Genomic DNA, 24,048 nt, shown 5'->3' with positions numbered 1-24,048 from the left:
GGGACGGGCATGGATCGACGAGGATTCCTGGGTGCGGCCTTGGCCAGTCCTGCGGCGCTGAGGGGCGCTGGGTTGGCCGGCTTGGAGCGGTCCCTCACGCGTCCAACGGGTCACGCCAGCGCCGTGGGCCAGGAACGGCGCGCCCTCCGTATCCTGGTGCTCGGTGGAACGGGCTTCATCGGTCCGCATATGGTGCGCCGCGCGCTCGAACGTGGGCACGACGTCACCCTGTTCAACCGCGGGCGCACCAACACCGATCTCTTTCCCGAGGTCGAGAAGCTGATCGGAGACCGCAACGGTCAACTCGACGCGCTCGCGGGGAGGAGCTGGGACGTCGTCATCGACAACAGCGGGTACTATCCGTCGCATGTGCGGGCGTCGGCGGAGGCGCTACGCAGCTCGGTCGACCACTACATCTTCACCTCGACGATCGACGCCTACCGCGACTTCAACACGGTCGGCATGGACGAGTCGTACCCCCTGCATCCGCCGTCGTCGACCCGCCCCGAGGATCCCAGCCGCTTCTACGGCCCGCTCAAGGCCGATTGTGAGCGCATCGTGCGCGAGGTCTACGGTGCGAACTCCACGCAGGTGCGGCCGGGATGGATCGCGGGGCCGGGGGACAACAACCACCTGCTTACCTACTGGTGCGTGCGTATCGACCGGGGTGGGGAGGTACTCGCTCCCGGTGAGCCCGAAGACTACATGCAGGTCACAGACGTACGCGATCTCGCGGCGTGGTACGTGCAGATCGCCGAGGAGCGCATTGCGGGTGCCTTCAGCGCGGTGGGACCGGTCTGGTCCTGGGCAGAGACGCTCCATGGAATTCGGGCCGTGACCTCGGCGGACGTGTCGTTCACCTGGGTGGACGCGGACTTCCTCCTGGAGCGCGACCAGAAGCCCTGGACGGACATCCCGCTCTGGTGGCCGGCACGCAACGGCTGGGGGCCGCGATCGTTTGGCGGCAACATCGGTGGCGAAGGTGCCTTCGCCATCGACGGGTCCTTGGCCTGGGCGAACGGCTTTGCGCGTCGGCCGCTGGCCGACACGGCGAAGTCCACTCTCGACTGGTACTGGGAGACCTTCCCCGACTGGCCGGAGGACCGGCGACCGGGCTTCTCCGCTGCGGTAGAGCGGCGTCTGCTGGAGGAGTGGAAGGCGAGAACGTAGGGGCGGGCGTCCAATGCGGTTCAGAGGCCGCGCTCCCGCAGGACGTCCCGCGGGGCGCGGCCTCATCTCCGCCAGAAGACGTCAATTCACCCGCTGCGTGTACACCACGGTATTGTCTGTCAGGTTGGGATCCGGCTGCCCACCCCCCACGCTCAGGGTGTTGGTGTGGAGCCCCACGGCAGCGCCCCGGAAGCGGACCACGAACTCCGCCTGGAAGCCCGGATCCAGAGTGCCCAGCGCGCACTCCAGCGCTCCACCCCCGCGCACCGAGCAGGTCGCTCCCGTGGCGTCGACCAACTCCAGCCCGACCAGCGGCAGGCTTGTGACACGTACCTGTGTGGCGGGACTCGGTCCGGCGTTCGTGACTCGGAACGAGGTGCTCATGGTGTCGCCCAGGAACTGGTTGTCTTGCTGCGCCACCTTTACCAGGGTGAGGTCCGCCGCCTCATCGTTGTCGAAGAGGGTCACCGGAAGGCGTGGCACCACCGCGTTTCGATACGTCGGATCCGTACTCGTGACGGCATGTCCGAGCGTGTCGGCGTGGGTACCTTCGACGTCAGCGTCGTCCACGGCCATCACGGACACGGTCCGAGGGAGCATCCAATCGGCCGGATCGAAGGTGACCGCCGCCCGGATCGACACCTCGCCGGCGCGGCTCACCGGCAGGACCTGCACCGATGCGGTGGGGGCAGCAGCTCCCAGACACATACGGTAGCTCACGGGGGGGCCGCCTTCTTCGACGGTCAGTGCGGCCGCGTCCAATGTGAACGGGCTGCCTGGGCGATAGCCCACCAGATCCACACCCTGGGCTCCCACGTGCAAGCGCCAGGCTCGAGGACCAATGGGGCTAGGCAGTGATGTCGTCTGGAACTGACCGCTGACCTCGCCCGTGATCAGGGGCACGACCTGGCCACAGCTTCCGCCCTGAAGACCGGGTGCCGTCGTGACCCGCAGATCGCCAAACAACTGCACGGCATTCGCGACCGCGAGTTGATCGAAGCCACCGGCCGTCGTGTCCGCCACTTCCAGGTCGACCCGGCTCAACGCGTCCAGTTCGAGTGTATTGAAGGTGAGTGTTCCGTGCGGGGCGTTCGTTGTGCCGGGGGCGATGATCGTGTTCACAGCGGTGACGGACCCGAGTCCTCCGGTCCCGCGCAGCGTCGCGCTCAGGAGCGTCAGGCTCCCAGTCATCGTGCTTCCGGGCCGGGCCTCGAATGCGGATCCGGGCATCATTGTGAGGGTGCTAGCCCCGCTGATCTCTCCTTCGTTCACGATGCCGGACTCGACATCGAGACCGCCGTAGGGCGCGTAGATGAGTCCCCGATTCACGATGCGACCGGCCACCACTGTCGTCGGGCTCCGGACCTCGAGCTCGCCACGTTGCTCGAAGACGGGAGACAGATCGAGAAAGACGGGGCGGGCCTGGCTGTCTTCGACTTCGATATCCCCTTCGTTCAGCACGGTCCCGCTCAACGCAGTGCGACTCTTCCGGAAGGCATACTGCTGTCCCGTCACCCCTTGCACGCCGAGGCGCAGCGCTACATCCGCTCCGATGTCTCCGAAGACGGTATCTCCACGCTCGAGATAGAAGGTGCCGGAGAGGTTCGTCGACCCGAGCAGCAGAACCCCCGCTCTCAGCCGTGCGTAGGTGCCAGCCCCGTCCCATTCGATCAGGTCTCCACTCATCGTGGAGGGGTCGAATGGAGAGCTGGACACAGTTCCCCCTCCGCTGTTCACGATCCGTGCGCCGATCCATTGCATCGGACCGACGTACCCCAGATAGAGATCTCCGTGGTTCTCCAGGTTTCCTTCGATGACGGTCCGGTCAGCCCACAGGGCGCCGTGGTTGATCAGCATCCCAAGGTCGACATCCGTCGACGAATCGATGTCCAGTCGCCCCCGCACGAGGATGGTATCCTGGACCCACAGGACATTCTCATGGAAGGTGACCGATGCCTGCCCGCCGACCTCGAGGGAGCGCACCCTCACCGAGTCGTGAACATCGAGGAGGGTCCCGTTCAGGACACAGGCGACGTCGGAAGGGCGTGGCGCTCCGACCGGGGTCCAGTTGTCGGAGTCGTTCCAGTCATGTGGCCATCCGCCGCTCGTCCATGTCTTCGTACAGGCCAGGGTCGGAGCCGTCACGGGAGTGGGCACGAGACCGGCGGTGAGCGCGGGGGGCTCCTCCTGGCCTCCAACTCCGACAGCGGTGGGCAGTTCTTTGCACGCGACAAGGGACAATCCCAGCAGACAGAACGTCCACGGGCGACGCATCGGAGGACTCCGGGTAGAGGGTGGCTCTCCCCGCTGAGCGGGGCACCTCGCTCAAGGCGACAATCGGAGTCAACGGATGGACATGCGGGGGATGACCTGCGTGCGTCCCTCGATCCTGGTCTTGCCGGGTAGGGGGGGAGCTGCCCGCTGGCCCGGCTCGATGGTGGGTGAGAATCGTGGCGTGGGAGGGGGGGTGTCCCCGACTTCAGTGGCCCGACTTGCGCGGCTTCTTCAGCTCCTTGGCCACGAACCGGGTCGGCACGCCCGTCACCTCCTCGATGCGCTGCGCTACCACCTGGCTGGCTCCAGGACCGGGAACGCCCTGCAGCAACACTTTGGGCTTGCCGCGCACCGGCACCGCAGTGAAGCGGTAGCTCAGGGTCCCTGACGCACCGCGACCCATCTGGGCGTCCGGTGTGACGTCGATCGACCGGAGCTCCTCCACACTGATCCGGCGCTCTGAGCTGCCGAGCTCGAGGTGGGCCTTGCGAACGGTCAACGAACCGCGGCGCACGATAGGGAGCAGGCCTACGAGCATCAGCAGCGCGCCCATCAGCACGAACATCGCTGCCATGAGACCGGTCAGGCCACCAAGCACCATCGCCAGACCACCTTGGCGCAACGCACCGAAGGCTCCGATACCCAAGCCGGCGCCCGAACCCGCGAAGAGGAGTCCGAAGATGCCCAGCGCGACGCCCACACCGACGTTGCGTCCGCGCAGGAGCTCCACCTGCAGGCCCTCGGCGGCCGCGTGGATGCGGACCTTGCGGTGAGGCTCACTGTTCGAGCCCAGAGTTGTCACCGGGCTCGGCTCCTGAGCGAACCGCGGTGCCAAGGACGGGAGCACCGGCACCAGGAACGCCACATCCAGATTCGGCCCCGCACCACGGTACTGCACTCCGACGTGCCAGTCGCACCCGTCGACCTTCCGAGGCCGGCTCGCGGGCAGGTCCGCGGGGACGTCGAAGGTGAACGACAAGCGCTGGTTGCCGGCGCGCCAGCGCTGGAGTCGTGGATGCCCCTCCGTGGCCCAGAGTACCCGGTGGCTGACCGAATCGCCGTCTGATTCCACGCGAGTACAGGTGAGCCGAACCCGGCAGTCGCGTGGTTCCGCCTGCGCGAGGGGGAGCTCGAGCGAGCCCCCCACCTGCCCGCCAGGGCTGGCGGGGAAGGGGTCCAACCGCAGTGCCAAGCCGCGGAAGCGAAGCCAGCGGCCCCCGAGAATCGAGGCTTGCAAGGCGAACGCCGCCGAGCCGACGGCCCACAGCGACGCGCCTGCCATCCAGAGGGGGTTGGCGCTATCGATGCCCGCCCAGGCCGCGTTCCAGGCGCCGACCCCGAAACCCGCGAGGATGACGAGCCCCACGCCGGCTCCGGCCCACTCGCGTGCCCAAGGGGGGCGCACCACGCCTCGTGCCCAGCGCGGATCGTCCGGCGTCGCCAGCGTGGTCTCCGCGGAGACCCGAGGAGCGAGGGGAGGTGTTGCCATGTGCCGTGGTCGAGTAGTCGGGGACGGCTGCGCCCTACCCCACGATGCAGGGATCGTGCAACCGGCGCGTGCGTGCGACATTCAGCGGCCGGCGCCGGTCGCGCTCGGATCCATGCAGCGCGACCGCGGTCGGGGATTGCATTGTCCCACTCCGAGGTGACCCATGAACGACCCGCGCGTCCGGATCTATCTGGCCAGCTCCCTGGACGGGTTCATCGCCGGATCCGACCACGACCTCTCCTGGCTGGACAGCGCGGACGTCGCGCACGCTGCGGGCGAGACGATGCCCCCGGGTGCCCTGGACTATCCGGAGTTCATCCAGGACATCGGCGCGTTGCTCATGGGGCGTCGTACCTACGACGTCGTGCGCGGATTCGGCGTTCCGTGGCCGTACGGATCCCGCCCGGTATTGGTCGCGACCCGCCGCCCGCTCGACGACGATCCACCCGCGACGGTCCGAGCGGTCCAAGGCAGCATCCACGAGCTGGTGGCTCAAGCGCGCGACGCGGCCGCAGGCAAGGACGTCTACCTGGACGGGGGTGTGCTCATCCGGCAGGCGGCGGAAGCGGACCTGATCGACGACCTGACGATCACGCTGGCGCCCATCGCCCTGGGCTCCGGGATCCCGCTCTTCGCGGGCATGGAACGCCGCTATCCGCTCGAGATCGTCTCGCACCACCCGCACGTCGGTGGGATGCTGCAGCTGCGGATGCGGCCCAAGCGGGGGTGAGGCGGCTCGCGCCTCAGCGGACCTCCGCCACCGTTACCGGCTGCACCAATTGCACCGGGGCGGGATAGCGCTCGTCCGGTAGCCAGTGGTAGCGGAGCGCGCTGGCCACCGTCCGGATCACGTCGTCCGCGCAGGCGCTCCCCGTGGACTCCGCCATGCGGATCACGTCGGCGTCGCCGGAGGCTCGGATGGACAAGCGCACGGTGCCAGAGACGGGGAAGGCCGCACGTGCGCGCCTGGTTCCACAGGAGACCGGCAGCTCGGTGAGCCGCTCGGCCTCCAGGATGCGATCGTTGGGCTCGGTGCGACCCCGACCGTCGGCTGTGAAGATCGTTGGGGGCCCGAACAACACGCTCACGTATCCGGCGGCGGTGAGGAGGGACACGGGAGCGGCAGGTGCCTCCTCGGTGGGGCGGCGGCCGTCTGCATAGCGGAAGCCTACCCAGCCGAGCAGGGCCGCGTGCAGGGCGACCGAAGCGATGAGTGCGCCGCGCAGCACTCGCCGGTCACGGGCACGATGCTGGGAGGGGGAGTGTCGCACGTCTTCGGGCCGCGACTCCTTGGTGGGTTGTGGTGCTCTTGGGGACGTACGTAGGGTAGCGGGCGTGCTTTCGCGGAGCGGCAGTCGAGACCCGCGTTGTCCGTCGCGATGGACCAGGGGCGATGACGCGCCCGCGGCTCGGATGACTCCCCTGCAACCAAGGGAGCTGGGGCTCCGCCTGGCCGCCCTGTCGGAACGAAGAGGGGCGTGGTACCCTCCCTACTGCGTCCGTGGAGCCGGAAGGCGGCCGAGGAGGGTTGGGAAGTCGATGCGGAGTGGGCCTCTGAGAGTCGTGTCTGGCGCGATCGTGATCACCTGGCTCGTCGCCGGGTTCGCGATGCCCATGTCGGGCTCGGGTTGCATGCATGGGGCGACCTCCGGCGCATCGCAGGATCCTCAGCCCGCCCACGTTCACGCCGGGCCCGCATCCACACCCCCACTCCAGACGACACATGCGGGTCACCCGGCCAGCGCGGAGGACGGACCTACCGCGCCGGGAAGAAGCAGGGACGACGGCGAGTCGCGGCCCTGCTGCGATGGCGCCGGGGCCTCTTGCTGCCCGCCTACTCTGCTGGCTGCAGCCACCACCCTCACGCTGACGGCTGCCTTCGCGACGCTGGGTTCCACGGGATTGAAACGACTTCACGGAGTCGCCCCGACCCGGCCGCTCATCTTTGCCGTTTCGCTCCCCCAACCCCCTCCCGCCTGATCCGAACCAAACGGTAGCACCCGCCTGCAGTCCACGGCGGACTGCTTCATCAGGGACGGGAGGGAGCCATGAGCGGACGCTTGGTTTGCGCCTGCCTCGGTTTGTGGACCGTGGCGGTGCCCAGCGCAGCGCAGATACCAGATTCGATCAAGCCTTTGCCCCTCGAACCGCTGGAGGTCACGGTGGTTCGGGAGGGGACGGTCGCACCTCCCGTCGTCACCATCGCGGTGGGGGCCGACGCGATCCGTCGCGCGCAAGCAGATACTCCGTACGACCTTGTGCGTCGGCTGGCGGGGATCGAGGTCCACGAGCACGGGCAGGGCCCCGGCTTCGCGGCGGACGCGGTGCTGCGCGGATTCACCTCGGATCATTCGTCCGATGTGCTGCTCGTCGTGGACGGCGTGCCGATCAACCTACCGGTGCATGGGCACGTCGAAGGATACTCGGACTGGTTCATGTTGGTGGCGCCGGCCCTGCGCGAGTTGCGCGTAATCCACGGACCGGCCAGTCCACTCTACGGCGACTTCGCCTTCGGGGGTGTGGTGGAGGCGTTCACCGAGGTGGACGAGGACGTCGCGTCGGGATCCCTTGGCACATCGAGCCAGGGGGGCGCCACCGCCTGGTTTCGAGGAGGACGCCGCGGGGAACGGGGCGGGCTTCTGTTCACGGCAGACGGCGAGCGCAACGAGGGCTGGCGCGAGCACTCGGGATTCTGGCTCGGGAGGGGACTGGCTCGCGGCTGGCGGGCCCTAGGCGACGGCCGTCTGGAGGGGGGAGCGTCGGTCTATCTCTCCGATTGGAACTCGCCGAGCTTCGTCAGCGTCGATCAGTACAATGCGGGGGAGCTGCGCCAGGCGGTCGATCCCACGGATGGTGGGCGCGCCCATCGCCTGATCGTGCACGGGCGCTACACGGGCGTGATCGGGAGCGGCGGGGTGCAGGCTACTGCCTGGGCCCAGACGCTGGGTTCCCTCGTGTTTCTCAATCTTCCGGACGACGGGGTGCTGGCGCAGAGCGAGGAGCGGGACGAGCGTGTCGCCGCCGGCGGTCGGGTGCAAGCGCTGTGGAACCTTCGGGGCGGCGACGCGACGTTGGGGACGGAGGTCCGGCGGGACGCAAGCCAATACCGACTGTTCGCGACGGACCAGCGCGAGCGGGAGAGCGCCACCACCGGGCTCGACGGCGACTACACGAGTGTGGCGGCGTACGCCCGTTGGCGCACACGGGTGAATGATCGCGTCACGCTCGACCTGGGTGGACGACTCGATGGGCTCTACTACACCAGCGTGGACCGCCTGAACGATCCGGAAAGCGCGTCGCCCCGGACGAACCACGTCTGGCTGGCGAGCCCGAAGATCGGCGTCCGCTACGCGCTCGACGATCGCTGGTCTGCCCTCGGCTCCTTCAGTCGCGGGTTTCGGGGCGCCCCCGGTGTGTTGACCGATCCGCAGCGCCCCGCGATGACTGCGTGGGCTGGCGAGTTGGGCCTGCAGCTGCTGGCGAGTTCCGTGACCGCGCGCCTTGCCGCTTTTCGACTCGATGTGACGAACGAGCGGATTCAGGATCCTGTCTCGCGCGTCATCTCCAACCAGGGTGCATCCGTGCGGCAGGGTCTCAGCGTCGACGTTGCCTGGGCGGCGTCGGCGCGCATGTCGCTCTTCGGATCGTTGACCTACAACGATGCGTACATCGCGGAAGAGATCACGTTCCCGGAGCCGCCGCTCGCAGGCGGCTTCGACGGGTTGAACGGAGGCGTAGCGCCGACGACCGCTGCCTTGCGCCTCTTCCATCTCGTGCCCCTCCGCCCCGGCGATCCCGTACCCAACGTGGGCAGGTACGTCGGGCGCGCCGGCGTCGAGGCGCCTGTGGGCGAGGCATCGGCGCTGCGGGTGACCTGGCGGTTCTCGGGGCCGTTCTCCCCGATCGGCGAGCCCAGGGTCCGGACACAGGCCTACGGTGTGCTCGATCTGGGCGCGAGTCTGCCCGCGCGACCAGCGCACGGCGTGCTCGACATCGAGCTGGAGAATCTGACTGGCACGCGGTACCCCGAGGTTCGTGCCTCGGGCTTCATCAACCCGGGCGCACCGCGCACGCTGCGCGTCGCGTTGCGATTCGGTGCTGCAGCTCCGGTCCCATCCCACTGATCCCAAGGAGGTCACAATGGCTGCTCCAACGTCGGTCCGCATCGCAACATTCACCACACTCGCCATTGCTTCGGCCCTGTTCATCGGTGCGTGCAGCTCCGATGAAGTCGGCCCGGAGGACGAACACGACCCGGTGTCCGTCACACTCCACATCGTGGGCGGAGCGGAACTCACGCCGAACGTGGTTCTGGCAGCAGGACAGACCGTCCAGGTCGAGGCGCGCTTCTATGACGACGAGGGGACCTTCATCGAGGATCTCGAGGATGAGCACTTCGCGGCATTTGTGTTCAGCCCGGCGGACCTTGCCACCACGACCCCCGTGGCCGGGCGCACCTTCGCGTTCGCGGTCACCGCGCGAGCCACCCCAGGCACCGGAACGATCACCGTGGATTGGGGCCACGATGAAGACGTGGACGAACGGTCCTTCGGGCCGTTCAGCGTGACGGTCCAGTAGGGGACGGGCTGCACCACAAGGACTTCGGGCGGGACGGCTCGCTGGGCTATCCGGAGTTCGCTGGCACGCGCCGCGAGCTCCGGGTAGCTTGAGCGGCCGTCGGTGTTCTGGAACCCCTCAGCGATCGACTCCCGATGACCCGTCTCACCTGTACGTCAGCTCCGTGGGTGCACGCTGGTTTGTGCTCCTTGGTCACTCTTCTCGCTTGCCCCCGCCTCTCCGCCCAGTCCCCCGCCGCTCCGACCATGCAGATGCAGGGCCCGCACGTGATCCGCGCGGCGCGGATGTTCGATGCTCGAGCCGGACGCATCGTCGACAACGCCGTGATCGTGGTCGAGGGAGGCCGCATCACGGCCGTGAACCCCAGCAGGGTGCCCGAGACGCAACACGACATGGACCTGGGTGACGTGACGTTGCTCCCGGGCCTGATCGACGCGCATACGCACCTGGTCAGCGAGATCGGCCCCAACAGCTTCATCGAACCGGTGACGATGTTGCCGGAGGAGGCGGCCCTCGGGGCCGTGAAGAACGGGTGGACCACGCTGCAGGCGGGCTTCACCACGGTGCGTGACTTCGGTGGTGATGCCACGGTAGCGCTGGGGCGGGCCGTCGAACGAGGCGACATCGCCGCGCCGCACATCATCCCCTCCCGCAACGCGCTGGGCATCACCGGCGGACACTGTGACGTGACGGGCTTTGCGCCGGGCGTGCGCGAGCTGGGTCCCGCGGACGGTGTGGCCGATGGTCCCTGGGAGGTGGTCGAGGCCGTGCGCTATCAGATCAAGCACGGAGCCAAGGTCATCAAGACCTGCGCGACCGCGGGGGTGCTCTCACTGGAGGGGCCGGTCGGTGCTCAGCAGTACAGCTACGAGGAACTGAAGGCCATGGTGGACGAGGCGGCCCGCCATGGGATCAAGGTGGCGGCGCACGCCCATGGTTCGGAAGGCATCCTGGCTGCCGTGAAGGCCGGCGTCGCCTCCATCGAACACGGCTCCATGTTGACCGACGAGATCCTCGCCGAGATGAGGGGACACGGCACGTATCTGGTGCCCACCGTCTACCTGCAGCAACGGATCAATCTGGACGTGCTGCCTCCACTCGTACGCTCCAAGGCGCAGACCGTGCTCCCGCTCGCCCAGGCCAGCATCCGCAGGGCGATCGCTGAAGGCGTGAAGATCGCCTTCGGCACCGACGCGGGGGTGTATCCGCACGGCGAGAACGCGCGCGAATTGGAAGTCTATGTGGAGTGGGGCATGCCTGCAGCGCGCGCCCTGCAGACGGCCACCCTCTATGCGGCCGACCTGCTGGACACCGCGGACCGCGGCGTGTTGGAAGAAGGGATGCTAGCGGACATCATCGCCGTGCCCGGCAACCCCGTGGACGACATCTCGGTCACCCGCGACGTGCAGTTCGTGATGCTGGCCGGTCGCGTCGTGAAGCATCCCCCCAGTCACATGGGGATGAGCCACTAGGGACGTGGGCGGCGGAGCGGAGGAGACGGTGCGCCCAGGGGCGAGTGTCGATCGCGCGATGGTCGGCGCCACCCATGCACCCGCGGAGGCCGCAGTGGGGGCGGAGGAGGCGGAGGGCCCTGCGCCCGCTGCGACCGGTGCGTGGCCGTTGCCCCGTCCCTACGACTTCTTGGAGACCACACGCATGCTCCGGGTGGGCGCGTGGGATCCGACGGTGCGGCGGGAGCCGGGCGGGCTGTGGCGGACGGCGAACACACCGGAGGGGGTTGCCACGGTGCGCCTGCGTGTCGGCGACCAGGTGTGCGCCCAAGCCTGGGGGCCGGGCGCGGCTTACGCGATCGGCGAGGTGCCGGCCTGGATCGGGCTCGACGACCCGGTCTGGGCGCTGCCGCCCCATCCGGTCACCGATCGGCTTCTGCGACGACATCGCGGCCTACGCGCCACCGACACCCGGGATGTCTTTCAGGCGCTGGTGACGATCGTGCTACAGCAGTTGGTGACGTGGCAGGAGGCCGCCCTGACCTGGCGCCGGCTATGCAGCGCACTGGGAGCGCCTGCGCCCGGGCCCATCGGCGACCTGCGCCTGGCACCGACTCCCGGCGCCATTCGAGCGGCCGGTCCGGAGGGCCTGCAACAGCTCGGCGTCGGATTCCAACGTGCCCGGACGCTGCTCGCGGTGGCACGGGCGGCGCGCTTGCTCGAGCAGGCGAAGTCGCTGCCGACCGGAGAGGCCTCCGCGTTGCTTCAGTCCGTACGAGGCGTGGGCCCCTGGACGGCCGCGGTCGTGCTCGGTGCCCGCCTGGGCCGTCCCGAACCGGTGCCCGTCGGCGACCTGCATCTGCCGCACACGGTGTCCTGGGCGTTGGCGGGTGAGCCGCGCGGCTCGGACGCACGCATGTTGGAGCTGCTGGAGCCCTTCCAGGGGCTGGGCTACCGAGTGGTGCGCTTGATCCATGCGGCCAGGATCGAGGCGCCGCGGCGGGGACCGCGGATGCCGCTACGGCGGCGCTGACTCCGATCAGCGAATCTGAGAGGCGCGCCATGTCCGAGCACGATGCTCTCGTGGTCGGTGGTGGACCGGCGGGAGCGGCCGCGTTTCAGTTGCTACGGCAGCGTGGTCTGGACGTGTGCTGGGTGCCGGGCCCTCGTCGTGCGCACGATTCGCTTACGCTGTCCCTGCCTCCGAGCTGTGCCTCGCTGTTCCACCGAGCGGGCCTGGGGGCCGTCTGGGAGCGGACCGATTGGCATCCGACCACCGGAAACGCCGTCCACTGGGCAGGCGTGACCCGCGGCGAGCCCTTCGCTGCGGGTACCAGCGGACGCATCTGCGAGGCCGGGCCGCTGGAGGACGCGTTGCGCGAGGCCGCTGGGACGGCGCCCGGTCGCATTCAGCCCGGCCGCGCGCTGCGCATCGAGTCGGAAGGCGAGCGCATGGCCGTCCGCATCGAAGGCTGCAGCGAACCCCTTCGGACCCACTGGGTCCTCGACTGCACGGGCCGGAGCGGGCTGGCCGTGCGCAGCGGCCTGGCCAAGCGCGAGAGTGGTCCTTCCACCCTGGCGGTCAGCGCCCGCTGGCATTCCGAAGGTGCCTGGGGCCCGGGTGCGGGTGGCGCCGACACCGTGATCGAGTCCCAGCAAGACGGGTGGGCCTGGTCCGTGCCACTGGCTCCGGACGTGCGGGACGTGAGCGTGATGCTAGATCCCCGCCACACGCCTCGGGACGCAGGATCGCTGCAGACGCTCTACCGGGCGCGCCTGGCTGCGGCCCCGCGGTTGTGTGAGTTGCTGGGGAAGGCGGTGCAGGAGAGCGCGGCCTGGGCCTGCGACGCCACGACCTACTGGACCGATCCTGTCGCCCGGTCGGGACTGTTGCTGGTGGGAGACGCCGCCAGCGCGCTCGATCCCCTAACCTCCTACGGAGTGAAGAAGGCGTTGGCCTCCGCCTGGTTGGCGGCTGCGGTGGTGGAAACCTGCCTGGCCGACGATGCGATGACCGGCGCGGCGCTGGACCTCTACGCGGAGCGTGAGCGGGCGATCCCCGAGCACCTGGGGAGCGCGGCTGCGGCCTTCGCTGCCGACGCTGCCCGCACGCACGCCCAGCCGTTCTGGAGGGTGCGTGCGGACACGGACCGCCCCCCGTGGGCGGAGCTCGATCCCGACGTGGAGGCGCTGCGCTCCGATCCGGCGGTGCTGGCTGCCTTCGAGGAGATCCGCGGCGTCCCTACGGCGCGCTTCGCGGTGGCGACCCTGCAGACCGTCCGCAGGCCCACGGTCGTCGGCACCCGCATCGCCTGGGAAGACCGCCTGGTCACGCGGCGCTGGCCCCGCGGCCTTCGTCACCTGCGGGGGGTGGATCTGCTGGAGCTGGCGAAGCTCGCTCCCCAGCACCCCGGCGTCCCGGACCTGTACGAGCGCTACTGTCGAACGTCGGAGCCGGTCATCCTTCCGGATTTCACGGGTGCGCTCTCCGTGTTGGTGGCCGAGGGCGTGCTGTCCTTGTGCCCCACCGGGCCGGGGTGCTAAAACCCGCTGATGCGAACGAAATTCACCTGCACCATCCTGCCACGGGTCGTCCTGCTGGGCGCGATTGCCCTGCCGGTGCGCCTGGGTGCCCAGACCTCCCCCGACGAGCGCATTCCCGAGGGTGGCATTCCCATCCAGGACGACGCGGTGGTCCGGAGCTGTCGGCGCTGCCACGCGGTGAGCGACGATGGGCGCATGTCGCGGATCTCGTTCTCCCGCAAGACGCCGGAAGGGTGGGAGCTCACCCTCCGCCGCATGGTCACGCTGAACGAGGTCGATCTGGAGCCGGCGATGGCCCGGCGCATTCTGCGCTACCTCTCCAATCAACAGGGCCTGGCTCCGGAGGAGTTGCGCCCGGTCTCCTACGAGGTGGAGCGGCGCCTGGACGACCGTGAGTTCGCCGACGACCTGAAGCCCACCTGCACAGGGTGCCACTCGGCCGCGCGCGCACTCACGCAACGCCGCACGCGCGAGGAGTGGGCGCTGCTGGTGGCGATGCACCGCGGATACTATCCGCTCATCGACTTCCAGGCCTTCCGGCGCGGAGGGCCGGCCGAGGAGGGCGAGGATCCCCGCCACCCGATGGACAAGGCCATCGACCACCTGGCCGAAGGCTATCCGCTGGAGACGCCCGAGTGGACCGCCTGGAGTGCGTCGATGCGTCCACCCCGTCTGGCGGGTACCTGGGCGCTGTCGGGCAACGAGTTGGGTCGAGGGCCGCTGTACGGTCGGGTGACGGTCACACCCGTCGCGGGCGCGGAGGACGAGTTCACCACCGAAGTGACCTACCGGTACGCCAGGGACGGCAAGACCGTCACGCGTCGCGGGCGCGCGACCGTCTACACCGGTTATCAGTGGAGGGGCCGCACCGGTGAGGGTGACGAGGCCCTTCGCGAGGTGATGTTCGTCGAGCGTGACTGGCAGTCGATGTCGGGCCGCTGGTTCACCGGTGCCTACGACGAGCTGGGCATCGATGTGGAACTCACCCGCAGCGACGGCCCCACCGTGTTGGGCGCCTGGCCGCGGATGCTGGTGAGCGGGCGAACGGGCCAGACCGTCGAGGTACACGGAACGGAGCTGCCCGCCACGCTCGGGACCGCCGATGTCGACCTGGGTGCAGGCGTCCAGGTCCGCGCGCTGGAGCGGCTCTCTGCGGAGCGCGTTCGCATACGCGTGGATGTGGACGCCGACGCTGCGGTCGGACCGCGGGACCTGTTCGTGGCCGGGAAGAACCGCGCGGCAGCTTTGGCCGTGGCCGACGGCGTCGATCGCATCGCAGTCTCGCCGGCCTGGGGCATGGCGCGCCTGGGCGGTGGCAACTTCCCCAAAGGCTTCCAGCGCTTCGAGGCGCTCGGGTACCACAACGGTCCCGATGGCAAGCCCGACACCGGGGACGACGTGGCCTTGGGGCCGGTGGACGTCGAGTGGAGCCTGGAGGAGTACTCGGCCACCCTGGGCGACAACGATCTCGCCTACGTGGGTGCGCTGGGCGCGGACGGGACGTTCACGCCGGCGCTGGACGGCCCCAACCCGCAGCGCCCGGGCAACCGCAACAACGTGGGCGACGTGTGGGCCGTCGCCACGTACGCACCCGACGGAGGCCGAGCGCCTCTGCGCGCACGCGCCCACCTGCTGGTGACGGTGCCGCTCTACATGCGTTGGGACCCGTGGACGGAGGGCCGGTGAGCACCATCGGCCTGCGCGAATTCCACGCCTTCGAAGCGGCAGGGCAGCGCTTCCTGTATCTGGTGCCGTCCGCGGGCGTAGTGCGACTCGACGGGCCGTCGGCGGCCGTGCTGGACGCGTTGGACGCCGGACCCCGCGCCCGGGAGGACGTCGTGGGTGCCCTTGCCGATCGCTTCGGCAGCGAAGCCGTCGACGGGGCCATCGGCGAGCTGCTCGAAGTGCGGGCCATCGGGCCCACACGGGCCGAGCCCGAGCGGGCGTTGCCGGTGCTCCCACCGCGCGGCTTTCCCCTCACCACCATGGTCCTGAACGTCACCAGCAAGTGCAACCTGGCGTGCACCTACTGCTACGAGTATGGCGAGGACGCCATCGTCCCTGAGACCAACAAGCCGCGCTTCATGAGCGAGGGGACCGCGCGGCAGAGCGTCGACTGGATGTTCGAGCAAGGCTCGGCCAATGATCGTGTGCTGCTCACGTTCTTCGGCGGCGAGACGCTGCTCAACTTCAAGGTGCTGCAGTCAACGCACACCTATGCGATCGAAAAAGCGCGTGAGCTGGGCAAGCAGGTGGATTTCTCGCTCACGACCAACGCTACGCTCCTGCGCCCGCACATCATCGAGTGGTTGGCCGACAACCGCATCGGCGTGACGATCTCGATCGATGGCCCCCAGGACGCCCAGGACAAGTCCCGCGTCTTCAAGAACGGGCAGGGCAGCTACGAGACGGTGTTGCCCCGCATCAAGGAGCTGCTGCAGCGCCATCGCTCACGCCCCATCGGCGCGCGCGTCACCCTGACGCGACAGAATCTGGACGTGCTGGGCATCTTCCGGCATCTGACCGAAGAGATCGGGTTTCAGGAGGTAGGGTTCGCTCCCGTGACCACGGCGTCGCAACGCGACTTCGCGATCGAGGGCACCGGATTCGACCGCATGCTCGGCCAGTTCGAGACCCTGGCGGACGAATACAAGCACGCGGCTCTGGCGGGTCGTCCCCACGGTTTCTCCAATGTGAAGGACACGCTGGAGGAGATCCACAAGGGCGTGAGCAAGGCGTTCCCATGCGGGGCTGGCCTCGGCCTGATGGGGGTCGCCACCGATGGAGACGTGGCGCTCTGTCACCGGTTCGCCGGATCGGACGACCACCGCATCGGGTCCGTGTTCGACGGCGTCGACGAGGTGCGGAAGTACGACTTCCTGAAGAGGCACCACATGGTCAACAAGACCGACTGCAGCACCTGTTGGGCCCGCCCGCTGTGTGCGGGCGGGTGCTACCACGAAGCGCACGTCCGCTACGGGGACACCGGCCACGCCAACCTGCACTTCTGCGAGTGGGTGCGCTCCTGGACAGACACGTGTCTCGAGATCTACGGCGAGCTGGCCGAGCGACGGCCGGATGTACTCGCCCTGTTCGACGAACCGCTCCCGCTTACGGCGTAGGAGATCAGCGAGCGCGGGTGGTCCCTTTTGTGGGACTGTCCGCCGGAGAGAGCCCGTGAAACACATCAAGGCGATCAACAGGAAGGCGGCGCGCATCGAGCGTCTCGCCGAGGCCGGTGAGCATGCCGACCCCCAGCCTTCGGCCGGCATCGGCGCGGACGACGGATTCGTGCGCGAGGATGAGCTGGACGTGGTGGCGCTGCAAAGCGTCGAGTCCGGCCCCCACTTTCCCATCGGCTGTTCGCTGGTGTTCTTCCCGGGATGGGAAGCGGACAGTTCAGGTGGCACCGCGGGGCTTTGTCAGCCGGTGGAGCGGGACCTGTTCGACTGCCACCTCGGTTGCTTCTGGCCCGCGCACGTCCCCGACCAGCTCAACTACGCGCCCGACTGGACCGGCAAGTGCGCCTCGGCCCAGAAGGACTGGCGCAAGATCGACCTGATCTTCCCGTGAGCGGGCACGCGCGGTCGGCTGCGCTGGTGCTGTGCGCCGCGCTCGGGTTCGTCGCGCCCATCGCTGCGCAGGCGCCCCGGAGCGGTGGGAACGGCACCTTCTACCTGGCGGGATACGACAGGCACGTCTACGTGATCGACGAAGCCACGCTGACGGTACGTGAGCGTTGGCCTTCCCAGATCGGGATCCCCGCGCGCGTGTCGCTCTCGGACGACCGCTCGCTCCTGATCATCACGGACGTGACCACTCGCAACGTGGAGCTGATCGAGCGGGCCACGGGACGCTCGGTCGACCACTTCACTCTGGATGGTGGCAACACGCAGGTGCGGATCGGCGGCGTGGCGCTCTCGCCCGATCACAGCTGGCTGGCGCTGCAGATCCAGTCGTACACCAAGCTGAGGGACCGCTTCCAGATCGGAGAGCCAGTGCTGGTCCGCTATGACCTGGGCACGCACGCGGTGACCGATACCATTCCCTGGCCGGACGGCCCCGACGCGCCGGGTGGTGCCACCATCTTCTCACCCGACGGGCGATTGCTCTGGGTCTTTGGGGAGGACCTGGTGGCGCTCGACACCGAGACGTTCCGGGAGGCGGACCGCTGGGCGCTGTCCCGGCCACTGGAGCCCGGTCTGGGCCAGGCGTCGTTCGGCCTCTCTCAGAGCTTCTACGAGGCGCCGGGTATCTACACGGGGCTCTTCCGCACCACCGATCCGGTGCAGCACCGCCGCCTGATGGGCATCGCGCGCGTGGACCTGGCCGCCAAGGATGTCGACTTCTACACGCTGGGGCCCAGCCAGCCGGTCGGATTCACGCTGGCCCCGGACGGTCGCACGGGCTATGGCCTCTACTCGGAGATCGGACGGTACGAGTTCTGGACCTTCGATCTGGCCAATCGGCGTGTGGCGCGCCGCCAGGAGTTCGCGGGTCGCCCGCGCATGCGCCTGGCTGCCAGCACCAACGGCGAGCTCCTCTACATCGCGACCGCTGGAGCCACCATCGACGTGTACGACGCGGAGACGTATCAGCATCTCCGTACCGTGACGCTCGATACCGACATGATCGGCTGGGTGTTGGTCCCGCCGGAGGACTGAGCCTGTCCTGAGCACCCGACCGGAGGGCCTTCGCTGGGCGCTGAGCTACGTTCGCCCCCACGCGCGGCGCCTGGTTCTGGTCGTGGGCCTGAGCCTGGCCTCGACGCTGGCGTCGCTGGCCCTGCCCTACCTGACTCGACGGCTCGTCGACGACGCCCTGTTGGGGCGCGACCTGCGGGCACTCGTCACCACGGTCGGCGCCTTCACGCTGCTGGGCGTGCTGGGCTTCGCTCTCAACGTCGCCGCCGGCCTCCGCTACACGCACGTCTCGGCAGACATTCTCTTCGCCATGCGTCGGGACCTCTACCGGCATCTCCAGAGTCTGTCGCCACGCTACTACGCGCGCACCCCGCTCGGCGACATCGTCTCCCGTATCAACTCCGACATCGGCGAGATCCAACGCGTCGCGGCCGAGACGGCGTTGGCCTGGATCGGAAGTGGCCTCTATCTGGTGGGGACGGTGGCCGTGATGCTGTGGCTGGACGCCCGCCTGTTCTTGATCGGGCTGCTGGCACTACCGCCATCGCTGCTGGCCCTGGTGATCTATCGCCGCCGGCTGGAGGCCGGCGTGACCCGGGTGCGGGAGCGCAGCGCCGACATCGGCTCCTTCTTGATCGAGACACTGCTGGGGATGCGCCTGGTGGTCGCGAGCAACGCTCAGGACCGCGAGCTGTCCCGCTTCGAAGCGAAGAACGACCGTTTCGTCGAGGCGCTCCTGTCCATGCGCTGGCTCACCTATCTCGCCGGCGGCCTGCCTGCCCTGCTGCTCACGCTCGGCACAGCCGTGGTGTTCCTGTACGGTGGCTTCCGTGTCATCGCTGGCACCGTGACCCTCGGGACGTTCGCCGCCTTCATGGCCTACCAGATGCGGCTGCTGTCACCGGTGCAGGGACTGATGGGCCTCTACGCGGGGCTGGCTACGGCTCGGGCCTCGTTGGTCCGCGTGGCCGAGGTCTTCTCCGTAGCGCCGGAGGTGACATCCCCAGCGGAGGCGCCGCCCTTGGGCCGGGTGGATGGACGGCTCACCCTGGAGGGCGTGCACCTCGCGCACGACACCGTGCCGGTCCTGGCCGGCGTGGACGTCGAGGTCGCGCGTGGAGAGACCGTCGCGCTGGTGGGACCGAGCGGGAGCGGCAAGTCGACCCTCGCCGACCTGCTCACGCGGCAAATCGATCCCGACGCCGGTCGGGTGCTGCTGGATGGGCGCGACCTCACGACGATGGCGTTGTCAGAGCTGAGAGCGCAGGTCCTGGTGATCGACTCGGAGCCCTTCCTGTTCAACGCGTCGATCGACGAGAACGTGCGCTACGCACGACCGGACGCGAGTCCCGAGGACCTGGAAGACGCGCTGCGCGCCGCCGGCCTCCACCGGATCCGCGACCGTCGACCGGATCCGCACGGTCCCGTGGGGGAGCGCGGACGAGGGCTCTCGGCGGGCGAGCGTCAGCGCGTCCAGATCGCGCGCGCGCTGTTGGCTCGCCCGGCCGTGCTGGTGCTGGACGAGGCCACCGCGGCCCTGGATCCCGCCAGTCAGGCCGAATTGTGGTCGGCCTATGCGCGCGTGTTGGCGGACCGTACCACGGTGATCATCACGCACCGGCCCGAGTTGGCGCGACTCGCCGACCGTATCGTGCTGCTGGAGAACGGTCGCATCCGAGCGGAGGGCCCGCCGTCGCAGCTCGAGGCCGACAGCGCTCCGTTGCGCCGCCTCTTCACGAGCCGGTGACCCCGATGGAACCGATGTGCGTGGGCCCGGAGACTCCCCGCGTGGTGGGCCGCACGGGGCGGGGGGTGCGCATCGCGGTGCTGGACAGCGGCGTCAATCCCTGGCACCCCCATGTGCGGGGCGTCGAAGGCGGCGTGGACGTCTTGCGCGACGGGTCGCTCGGTGACGACTGGACCGACCGGCTCGGGCACGGCACGGCGGTCACGGCCGCGATCAAGCATCACGCTCCGGACGCGGAGCTCTGGGCGGTGCGGATCTTCGGCGACAGGCTCGCCACGACACTCGACGGTCTCGTGGCTGGACTGGAGTGGTCGATCGCCCGGGGGGCGCATCTCGTCAACCTGAGCCTCGGGACCACCGCGCAGGCGCACCGACCCGCGCTGGAAGCGGCGCTCGCCCGTGCGCGCAGCGCCGGGGTGCTGGTCGTCTCCGCGGCCGAGCACGAAGGCGTGTGCTGGCTTCCCGGCGGCTTGCCGGATGCATTGGGCGTGCGAGTGGCGACCGACCTCCCACCGCTCACGGTGCGCTTCACATCGACGAGCGCGGGCGGAATCCGGGCCGAATCCGTGGGACTTCCCCGGTCGATTCCGGGGGTGCCGGCTGCGCTCAACGTGCACGGCATCAGCTTCGCGGTGGCCAACGCCACCGGGGCGCTGGCTCGACTGCTGGAGGCCGGCACAGGCCCCTCCGGCATGGCCGGGGTCGCCCGTGCGCTGGAGGCGCTCAGCCCCTCCGCTTCCAGGCCTCCAGCAACTCGCCCTCCCGGGCCATGAGCGAGCGTTCGCCGGAGCGCATGCGCTCGCGGCGCTCCGGCTCCACGGCGTCGGACATCCACCATTCGTAGATGTCGTGCGCGCTCTGGGCGAGCGGCCGGTAGGTGAGGCCGTTCGCCAGCGCGCTCTCCTTGTTGACGAGTGCCGAGCCCACGTACTCGTTCAACGGGATGATCCAGGGAATGGAGAACGGTAGCTCGTGCTCCATCAGGAAGTCGTAGTCGTCCACCGCGATGAACGTGGCCCGCGAGCTGAACGCAGCGTGGGCGCCGTATACGAACTGGTGCATGCCGGTGTTGGAAGCGGGGCCCACGGCGTTGAACGTACCGGCGACGCGACCTTCGATGAGGCGGACCATCCACTCGGAGACGTCGCGCACGTCGATGTACTGGACCGGATCGTCGGCGTGGCCAGGCACCAGAACCTCTCCGCCCCGTGCCAGACGCACGGGCCAATACGTGAACCGATCGGTGCGATCACCGGGGCCCATGATATACGTGGGACGCACCACGATCGTGCGGTCGTCCCCGAAGATCCGGCGCGCCTCCAGCTCCGAGTTGGCCTTCATCACCCCGTACCCGTAGGACGCTGCCGCGTCCCCTTCCAGGCCGGGCGGCACTTCCATGACCAGCTCGGTGCTCTCCGTGAGGTCGCTGCCCAGGTACGGGTAGTAGACGCCTGTGGACGAGGTGTACAGATAGAGATCCACCGTATCGCGCAGCAGTTCCGCCGACGCACGCGTCCAGGCGGCCTGCTGCCCCGAGTTGTCGATCACGGCGTCCCAGTGACGGCCCCGGAGCGCGGACAGGTCCGTCGCACGGTCTCCAACCAACTGTTCGACGTTGTTGAACAGGCCCTGGTGCACCGTCGGATCGGTGCGGCCCCGCGTGAAGGTGGTGACCTGATGGCCGCGGCCCAGCGCATAGGCGATGGTGTGGGGCCCCAGGAAGCCCGTTCCCCCCAGGATGAGAATGCGGAGCGGGTGCCGGCCCGGGGGAAGGATGGATCGCACGGCTGTGTCGGCGAGAGCCGTTGATGGGCTGGCCAGCAGCGTGACCCCCGCGGCAGCTCCCGTGGCGATGAACTCCCGTCGACTCGGCATCGGCTGCTCCTGGAAGGAAGGGGCGGGGCCGAGCGGCCTCGCCGCTCCGATGATATCATCCCCGGTGCGCGTTGCCCACCGCGGGCACCCTCCCCCCCGTGCCCGCCGAGCGATGAGCCGCACCGACCGCATCCACGATCGAGAGCTGAGCTGGCTGGGCTTCAACGGTCGGGTGTTGCAGGAGGCGCAGCGGTCCGAACTGGCGCCGCTCGATCGGCTGCGCTTCCTGGCCATCGTCTCGTCCAACCTCGACGAGTTCTTCCGGGTGCGCGTCGCGTCGCTGCGCAGCGCCCTGCGTCTCAAGAAGAAGAAGCGGGCGGAGCTGGGCTTTCAGAAGACGCGCAAGCGGTTGCGTGCCATCCACGAGGCGGTGCTCCGTCAGCAGTCCGAATTCGGCCGCACACTCCGGGAGCAGATCCTGCCGGAGCTCGCTCGCAGGGGCGTGCCCTTGTGGGACGAACGGACGGCCCCCCCTGCCACCCACGATTCGTTGCGCCGGTACTTCGACGAGCGGGTCGCACCCCTTCTGGATCCGGTGCCGCTGCGCACTGCGGACACGCCCCTCTTTCTGGAGGATCGCAGCCTGTATCTCGCGTGTGTGCTGCGCGACCCAGAGGCGGTGCCGCTGTCCGAGTCCGAGGTCTGGATCCTGAGGGTTCCGGTCGGCCCTCTCCCGCGTTTCGTGGAGGTGACGGAGGCAGGCGGTGGAGTGCTCTTCGTCGACGACGTGATCCGCCTCCATCTGCCCCGACTGTTCCCTGGGCACCGTGTCGAGGCGGCTTGGTCCGTGAAGCTGTCCCGGGACGCCGACCTCGATGTGGACGACGAATTCTCGGGTGATCTGGTGGAGAAGGTCCGGTCCGCGTTGGAGCGGAGGGGGAGGGGCGTGCCGGCCCGCTTCCTCTACGATGCCGCTGCACCGGCGGCGCTGGTGCAGCACCTCAAGGACCGCCTGGCTCTCGAAGACGACGACCTGGTGGCGGGATGGCGGTACCACAATCTGCACGACCTGGGCACGTTCCCCACCCTCGGCCGGGCGGTGCAGGGGGCTCCGCTCCCGTCGCCGCGGCCCCTGCGCGCCCTCGCAGGCCCCGACACGCCGTGGGAGGCCATCCGCGCCCAGGACCGGCTCCTGCAGCTGCCGTATCAGTCCTTCACCGCCGTGCTCGACGTGTTGGGGGCTGCAGCTGCCGATCCACAGGTCACGGAGATCCAGGCCACGCTCTACCGGGTCGCCGCCGACTCGCGGGTCGCAGCGGCATTGATGGCAGGCGCCCGCCGCGGCGCACGGGTGGTGGCCTTCGTGGAGGTGAAGGCCCGCTTCGATGAGGCGTCCAACCTGGATTGGGCACGAGCCATGGAAGACGCGGGCGTGCGGGTGCTCTACAGCAAGCCTGGGATCAAAGTCCACAGCAAGCTGGTGTCGATCACCCGGCAGGACGCGGACGGGGAGCGGCGCTACGCCTACCTGGCCACCGGCAACCTCAACGAGTCCACTGCGCGCTTCTACACGGATCTGGGGCTGTTCACGGCCGATCCGCGGCTGACCGACGACGTGGCGGAGGTCTTCCGTGCGCTCGCCAGCGAGGACATGGGCTCGAGACCGACCTTCGGGCACCTGCTGGTGGCGCCCTGGGGGCTACGCAGCGGGTTCGAGCAACGGATCGAGGCGGAGATCGACGCCGCGGTGCGGGGCAGGCCCGCGGGCATGACGCTCAAGATGAACGCACTCGAAGACGAAGCCATGATCGAGCGCCTCTACGATGCGAGTGCCGCCGGTGTCCCGATCGATCTGATCGTGCGCGGCATCTGCTGCCTGAAGCCGGGTGTGCCGGGCCTCAGTGAATCCATCCGGGCGCGTAGCCTCGTAGGCCCGTTCCTGGAGCATTCCCGCGCCTACCGTTTCGTGGCAGGCGGCGAGGAGCAGCTGTACCTGGCCTCGGCGGACTGGATGACCCGGAACCTGGATCGGCGCGTGGAGGTGGCCTTTCCCCTCTACGACCGGGAGGTGCGGCGCCAGGTGTCGGAGATGTTGGACCGCCAGCTCCGCGACAACGTGCGGGCCCGGGTCATCGACGCAGACCAGACCAATCGCTTCGTTCCGGAGGGCAGCCCCCGTGTGGATTCGCAACTGGCTGCATTCGACGCGATCGAGGGCTGACGCGCCCGGCCGGGCACTCCCGCCTGCGCCGACGATGGGCACCGGGGGAACCGGCCGTCGACGGCACGGGTTAGCCTAGGTTCGCGGCGAGCACCAGTACCGGGCGCCTTGCCGTT

General features: G+C 69.0%; 18 protein-coding genes. 14 read left to right on the top strand and 4 right to left on the bottom strand.

Annotated features, from left to right (window positions below):
* Nucleotides 1–9: 9 nt before the first annotated feature.
* Nucleotides 10–1,170 carry an NAD-dependent epimerase/dehydratase family protein gene (locus tag R3E10_08275; protein ID MEZ4415737.1) on the top strand — a complete coding sequence of 387 codons (1,161 nt, stop codon included), beginning with the start codon at nucleotides 10–12 and terminating at the stop codon, nucleotides 1,168–1,170.
* Nucleotides 1,171–1,251: 81 nt separating this feature from the next.
* On the opposite strand, the gene R3E10_08270 is transcribed toward R3E10_08275, so the two are convergent.
* Nucleotides 1,252–3,444 carry a DUF11 domain-containing protein gene (locus R3E10_08270; GenBank protein MEZ4415736.1) on the bottom strand — a complete coding sequence of 731 codons (2,193 nt, stop codon included), beginning with the start codon at nucleotides 3,442–3,444 and terminating at the stop codon, nucleotides 1,252–1,254.
* A gap of 205 nt (nucleotides 3,445–3,649) precedes the next feature.
* Nucleotides 3,650–4,933: a hypothetical protein gene (locus R3E10_08265; GenBank protein MEZ4415735.1), complete on the bottom strand. Its 1,284-nt coding sequence runs from the start codon at nucleotides 4,931–4,933 to the stop codon at nucleotides 3,650–3,652.
* Nucleotides 4,934–5,096: 163 nt separating this feature from the next.
* On the opposite strand from R3E10_08265, the gene R3E10_08260 reads away from it, so the two are divergent.
* Nucleotides 5,097–5,663: a dihydrofolate reductase family protein gene (locus R3E10_08260; protein MEZ4415734.1), complete on the top strand. Its 567-nt coding sequence runs from the start codon at nucleotides 5,097–5,099 to the stop codon at nucleotides 5,661–5,663.
* A gap of 13 nt (nucleotides 5,664–5,676) precedes the next feature.
* Here R3E10_08260 and R3E10_08255 read toward each other — a convergent pair whose 3' ends face one another.
* The gene (locus tag R3E10_08255) at nucleotides 5,677–6,204 is read right to left on the bottom strand and encodes a hypothetical protein (protein ID MEZ4415733.1); all 528 of its coding nucleotides are present in this window, start codon (nucleotides 6,202–6,204) and stop codon (nucleotides 5,677–5,679) included.
* 777 nt (nucleotides 6,205–6,981) lie between these two features.
* Here R3E10_08255 and R3E10_08250 point away from each other — a divergent pair.
* From R3E10_08250 to R3E10_08200, 11 genes are all read left to right on the top strand, one after another.
* Nucleotides 6,982–9,057, top strand: coding sequence for a TonB-dependent receptor (locus R3E10_08250; protein MEZ4415732.1), 2,076 nt, complete (start codon nucleotides 6,982–6,984; stop codon nucleotides 9,055–9,057).
* Nucleotides 9,058–9,073: 16 nt separating this feature from the next.
* A complete protein-coding gene (locus tag R3E10_08245) occupies nucleotides 9,074–9,511 on the top strand; it encodes a hypothetical protein (protein ID MEZ4415731.1) in 438 nt (145 codons plus the stop codon).
* Between the two features lie 251 nt (nucleotides 9,512–9,762).
* Entirely contained in the window at nucleotides 9,763–10,983 is a 1,221-nt protein-coding gene (locus tag R3E10_08240) for an amidohydrolase family protein (protein MEZ4415730.1), read from the top strand.
* A 28-nt stretch (nucleotides 10,984–11,011) separates the two neighbouring features.
* Nucleotides 11,012–11,995 carry a DNA-3-methyladenine glycosylase 2 family protein gene (locus tag R3E10_08235; GenBank protein MEZ4415729.1) on the top strand — a complete coding sequence of 328 codons (984 nt, stop codon included), beginning with the start codon at nucleotides 11,012–11,014 and terminating at the stop codon, nucleotides 11,993–11,995.
* Between the two features lie 29 nt (nucleotides 11,996–12,024).
* On the top strand, nucleotides 12,025–13,506 hold the full coding sequence (locus R3E10_08230) for a tryptophan 7-halogenase (protein MEZ4415728.1): 1,482 nt from the start codon (nucleotides 12,025–12,027) through the stop codon (nucleotides 13,504–13,506).
* Nucleotides 13,507–13,515: 9 nt separating this feature from the next.
* On the top strand, nucleotides 13,516–15,192 hold the full coding sequence (gene peaA, locus R3E10_08225; protein ID MEZ4415727.1) for a quinohemoprotein amine dehydrogenase subunit alpha: 1,677 nt from the start codon (nucleotides 13,516–13,518) through the stop codon (nucleotides 15,190–15,192).
* Nucleotides 15,189–16,628, top strand: a complete 1,440-nt coding sequence (gene peaB, locus R3E10_08220) for a quinohemoprotein amine dehydrogenase maturation protein (GenBank protein MEZ4415726.1) — start codon at nucleotides 15,189–15,191, stop codon at nucleotides 16,626–16,628. Before peaA ends, peaB begins: the two co-directional genes overlap by 4 nt.
* 55 nt (nucleotides 16,629–16,683) lie before the next feature.
* Nucleotides 16,684–17,079: a quinohemoprotein amine dehydrogenase subunit gamma gene (gene qhpC / locus R3E10_08215; GenBank protein MEZ4415725.1), complete on the top strand. Its 396-nt coding sequence runs from the start codon at nucleotides 16,684–16,686 to the stop codon at nucleotides 17,077–17,079.
* The gene (locus R3E10_08210; protein MEZ4415724.1) at nucleotides 17,076–18,170 is read left to right on the top strand and encodes a hypothetical protein; all 1,095 of its coding nucleotides are present in this window, start codon (nucleotides 17,076–17,078) and stop codon (nucleotides 18,168–18,170) included. Before qhpC ends, R3E10_08210 begins: the two co-directional genes overlap by 4 nt.
* An 82-nt stretch (nucleotides 18,171–18,252) precedes the next feature.
* On the top strand, nucleotides 18,253–19,896 hold the full coding sequence (locus R3E10_08205) for an ABC transporter ATP-binding protein (GenBank protein ID MEZ4415723.1): 1,644 nt from the start codon (nucleotides 18,253–18,255) through the stop codon (nucleotides 19,894–19,896).
* 5 nt (nucleotides 19,897–19,901) lie between these two features.
* Nucleotides 19,902–20,669, top strand: coding sequence for a S8 family serine peptidase (locus R3E10_08200; protein MEZ4415722.1), 768 nt, complete (start codon nucleotides 19,902–19,904; stop codon nucleotides 20,667–20,669).
* On the opposite strand, the gene R3E10_08195 is transcribed toward R3E10_08200, so the two are convergent.
* Nucleotides 20,620–21,771 (bottom strand): NAD-dependent epimerase/dehydratase family protein, encoded by a 1,152-nt coding sequence (locus R3E10_08195; protein MEZ4415721.1) that lies wholly within the window; start codon nucleotides 21,769–21,771, stop codon nucleotides 20,620–20,622. The genes R3E10_08200 and R3E10_08195 overlap by 50 nt on opposite strands.
* A gap of 112 nt (nucleotides 21,772–21,883) precedes the next feature.
* On the opposite strand from R3E10_08195, the gene ppk1 reads away from it, so the two are divergent.
* A complete protein-coding gene (gene ppk1 / locus R3E10_08190) occupies nucleotides 21,884–23,932 on the top strand; it encodes a polyphosphate kinase 1 (GenBank protein MEZ4415720.1) in 2,049 nt (682 codons plus the stop codon).
* Nucleotides 23,933–24,048: the final 116 nt, after the last annotated feature.

Source organism: Gemmatimonadota bacterium (genome assembly GCA_041390105.1).
Classification (GTDB): Bacteria; Gemmatimonadota; Gemmatimonadetes; order Longimicrobiales; family Gaopeijiaceae; genus JAGQIF01.
The sequence above is the reverse complement of the archived record's forward strand: the minus strand, read 5'-3'. Positions and strand labels throughout refer to the sequence as shown.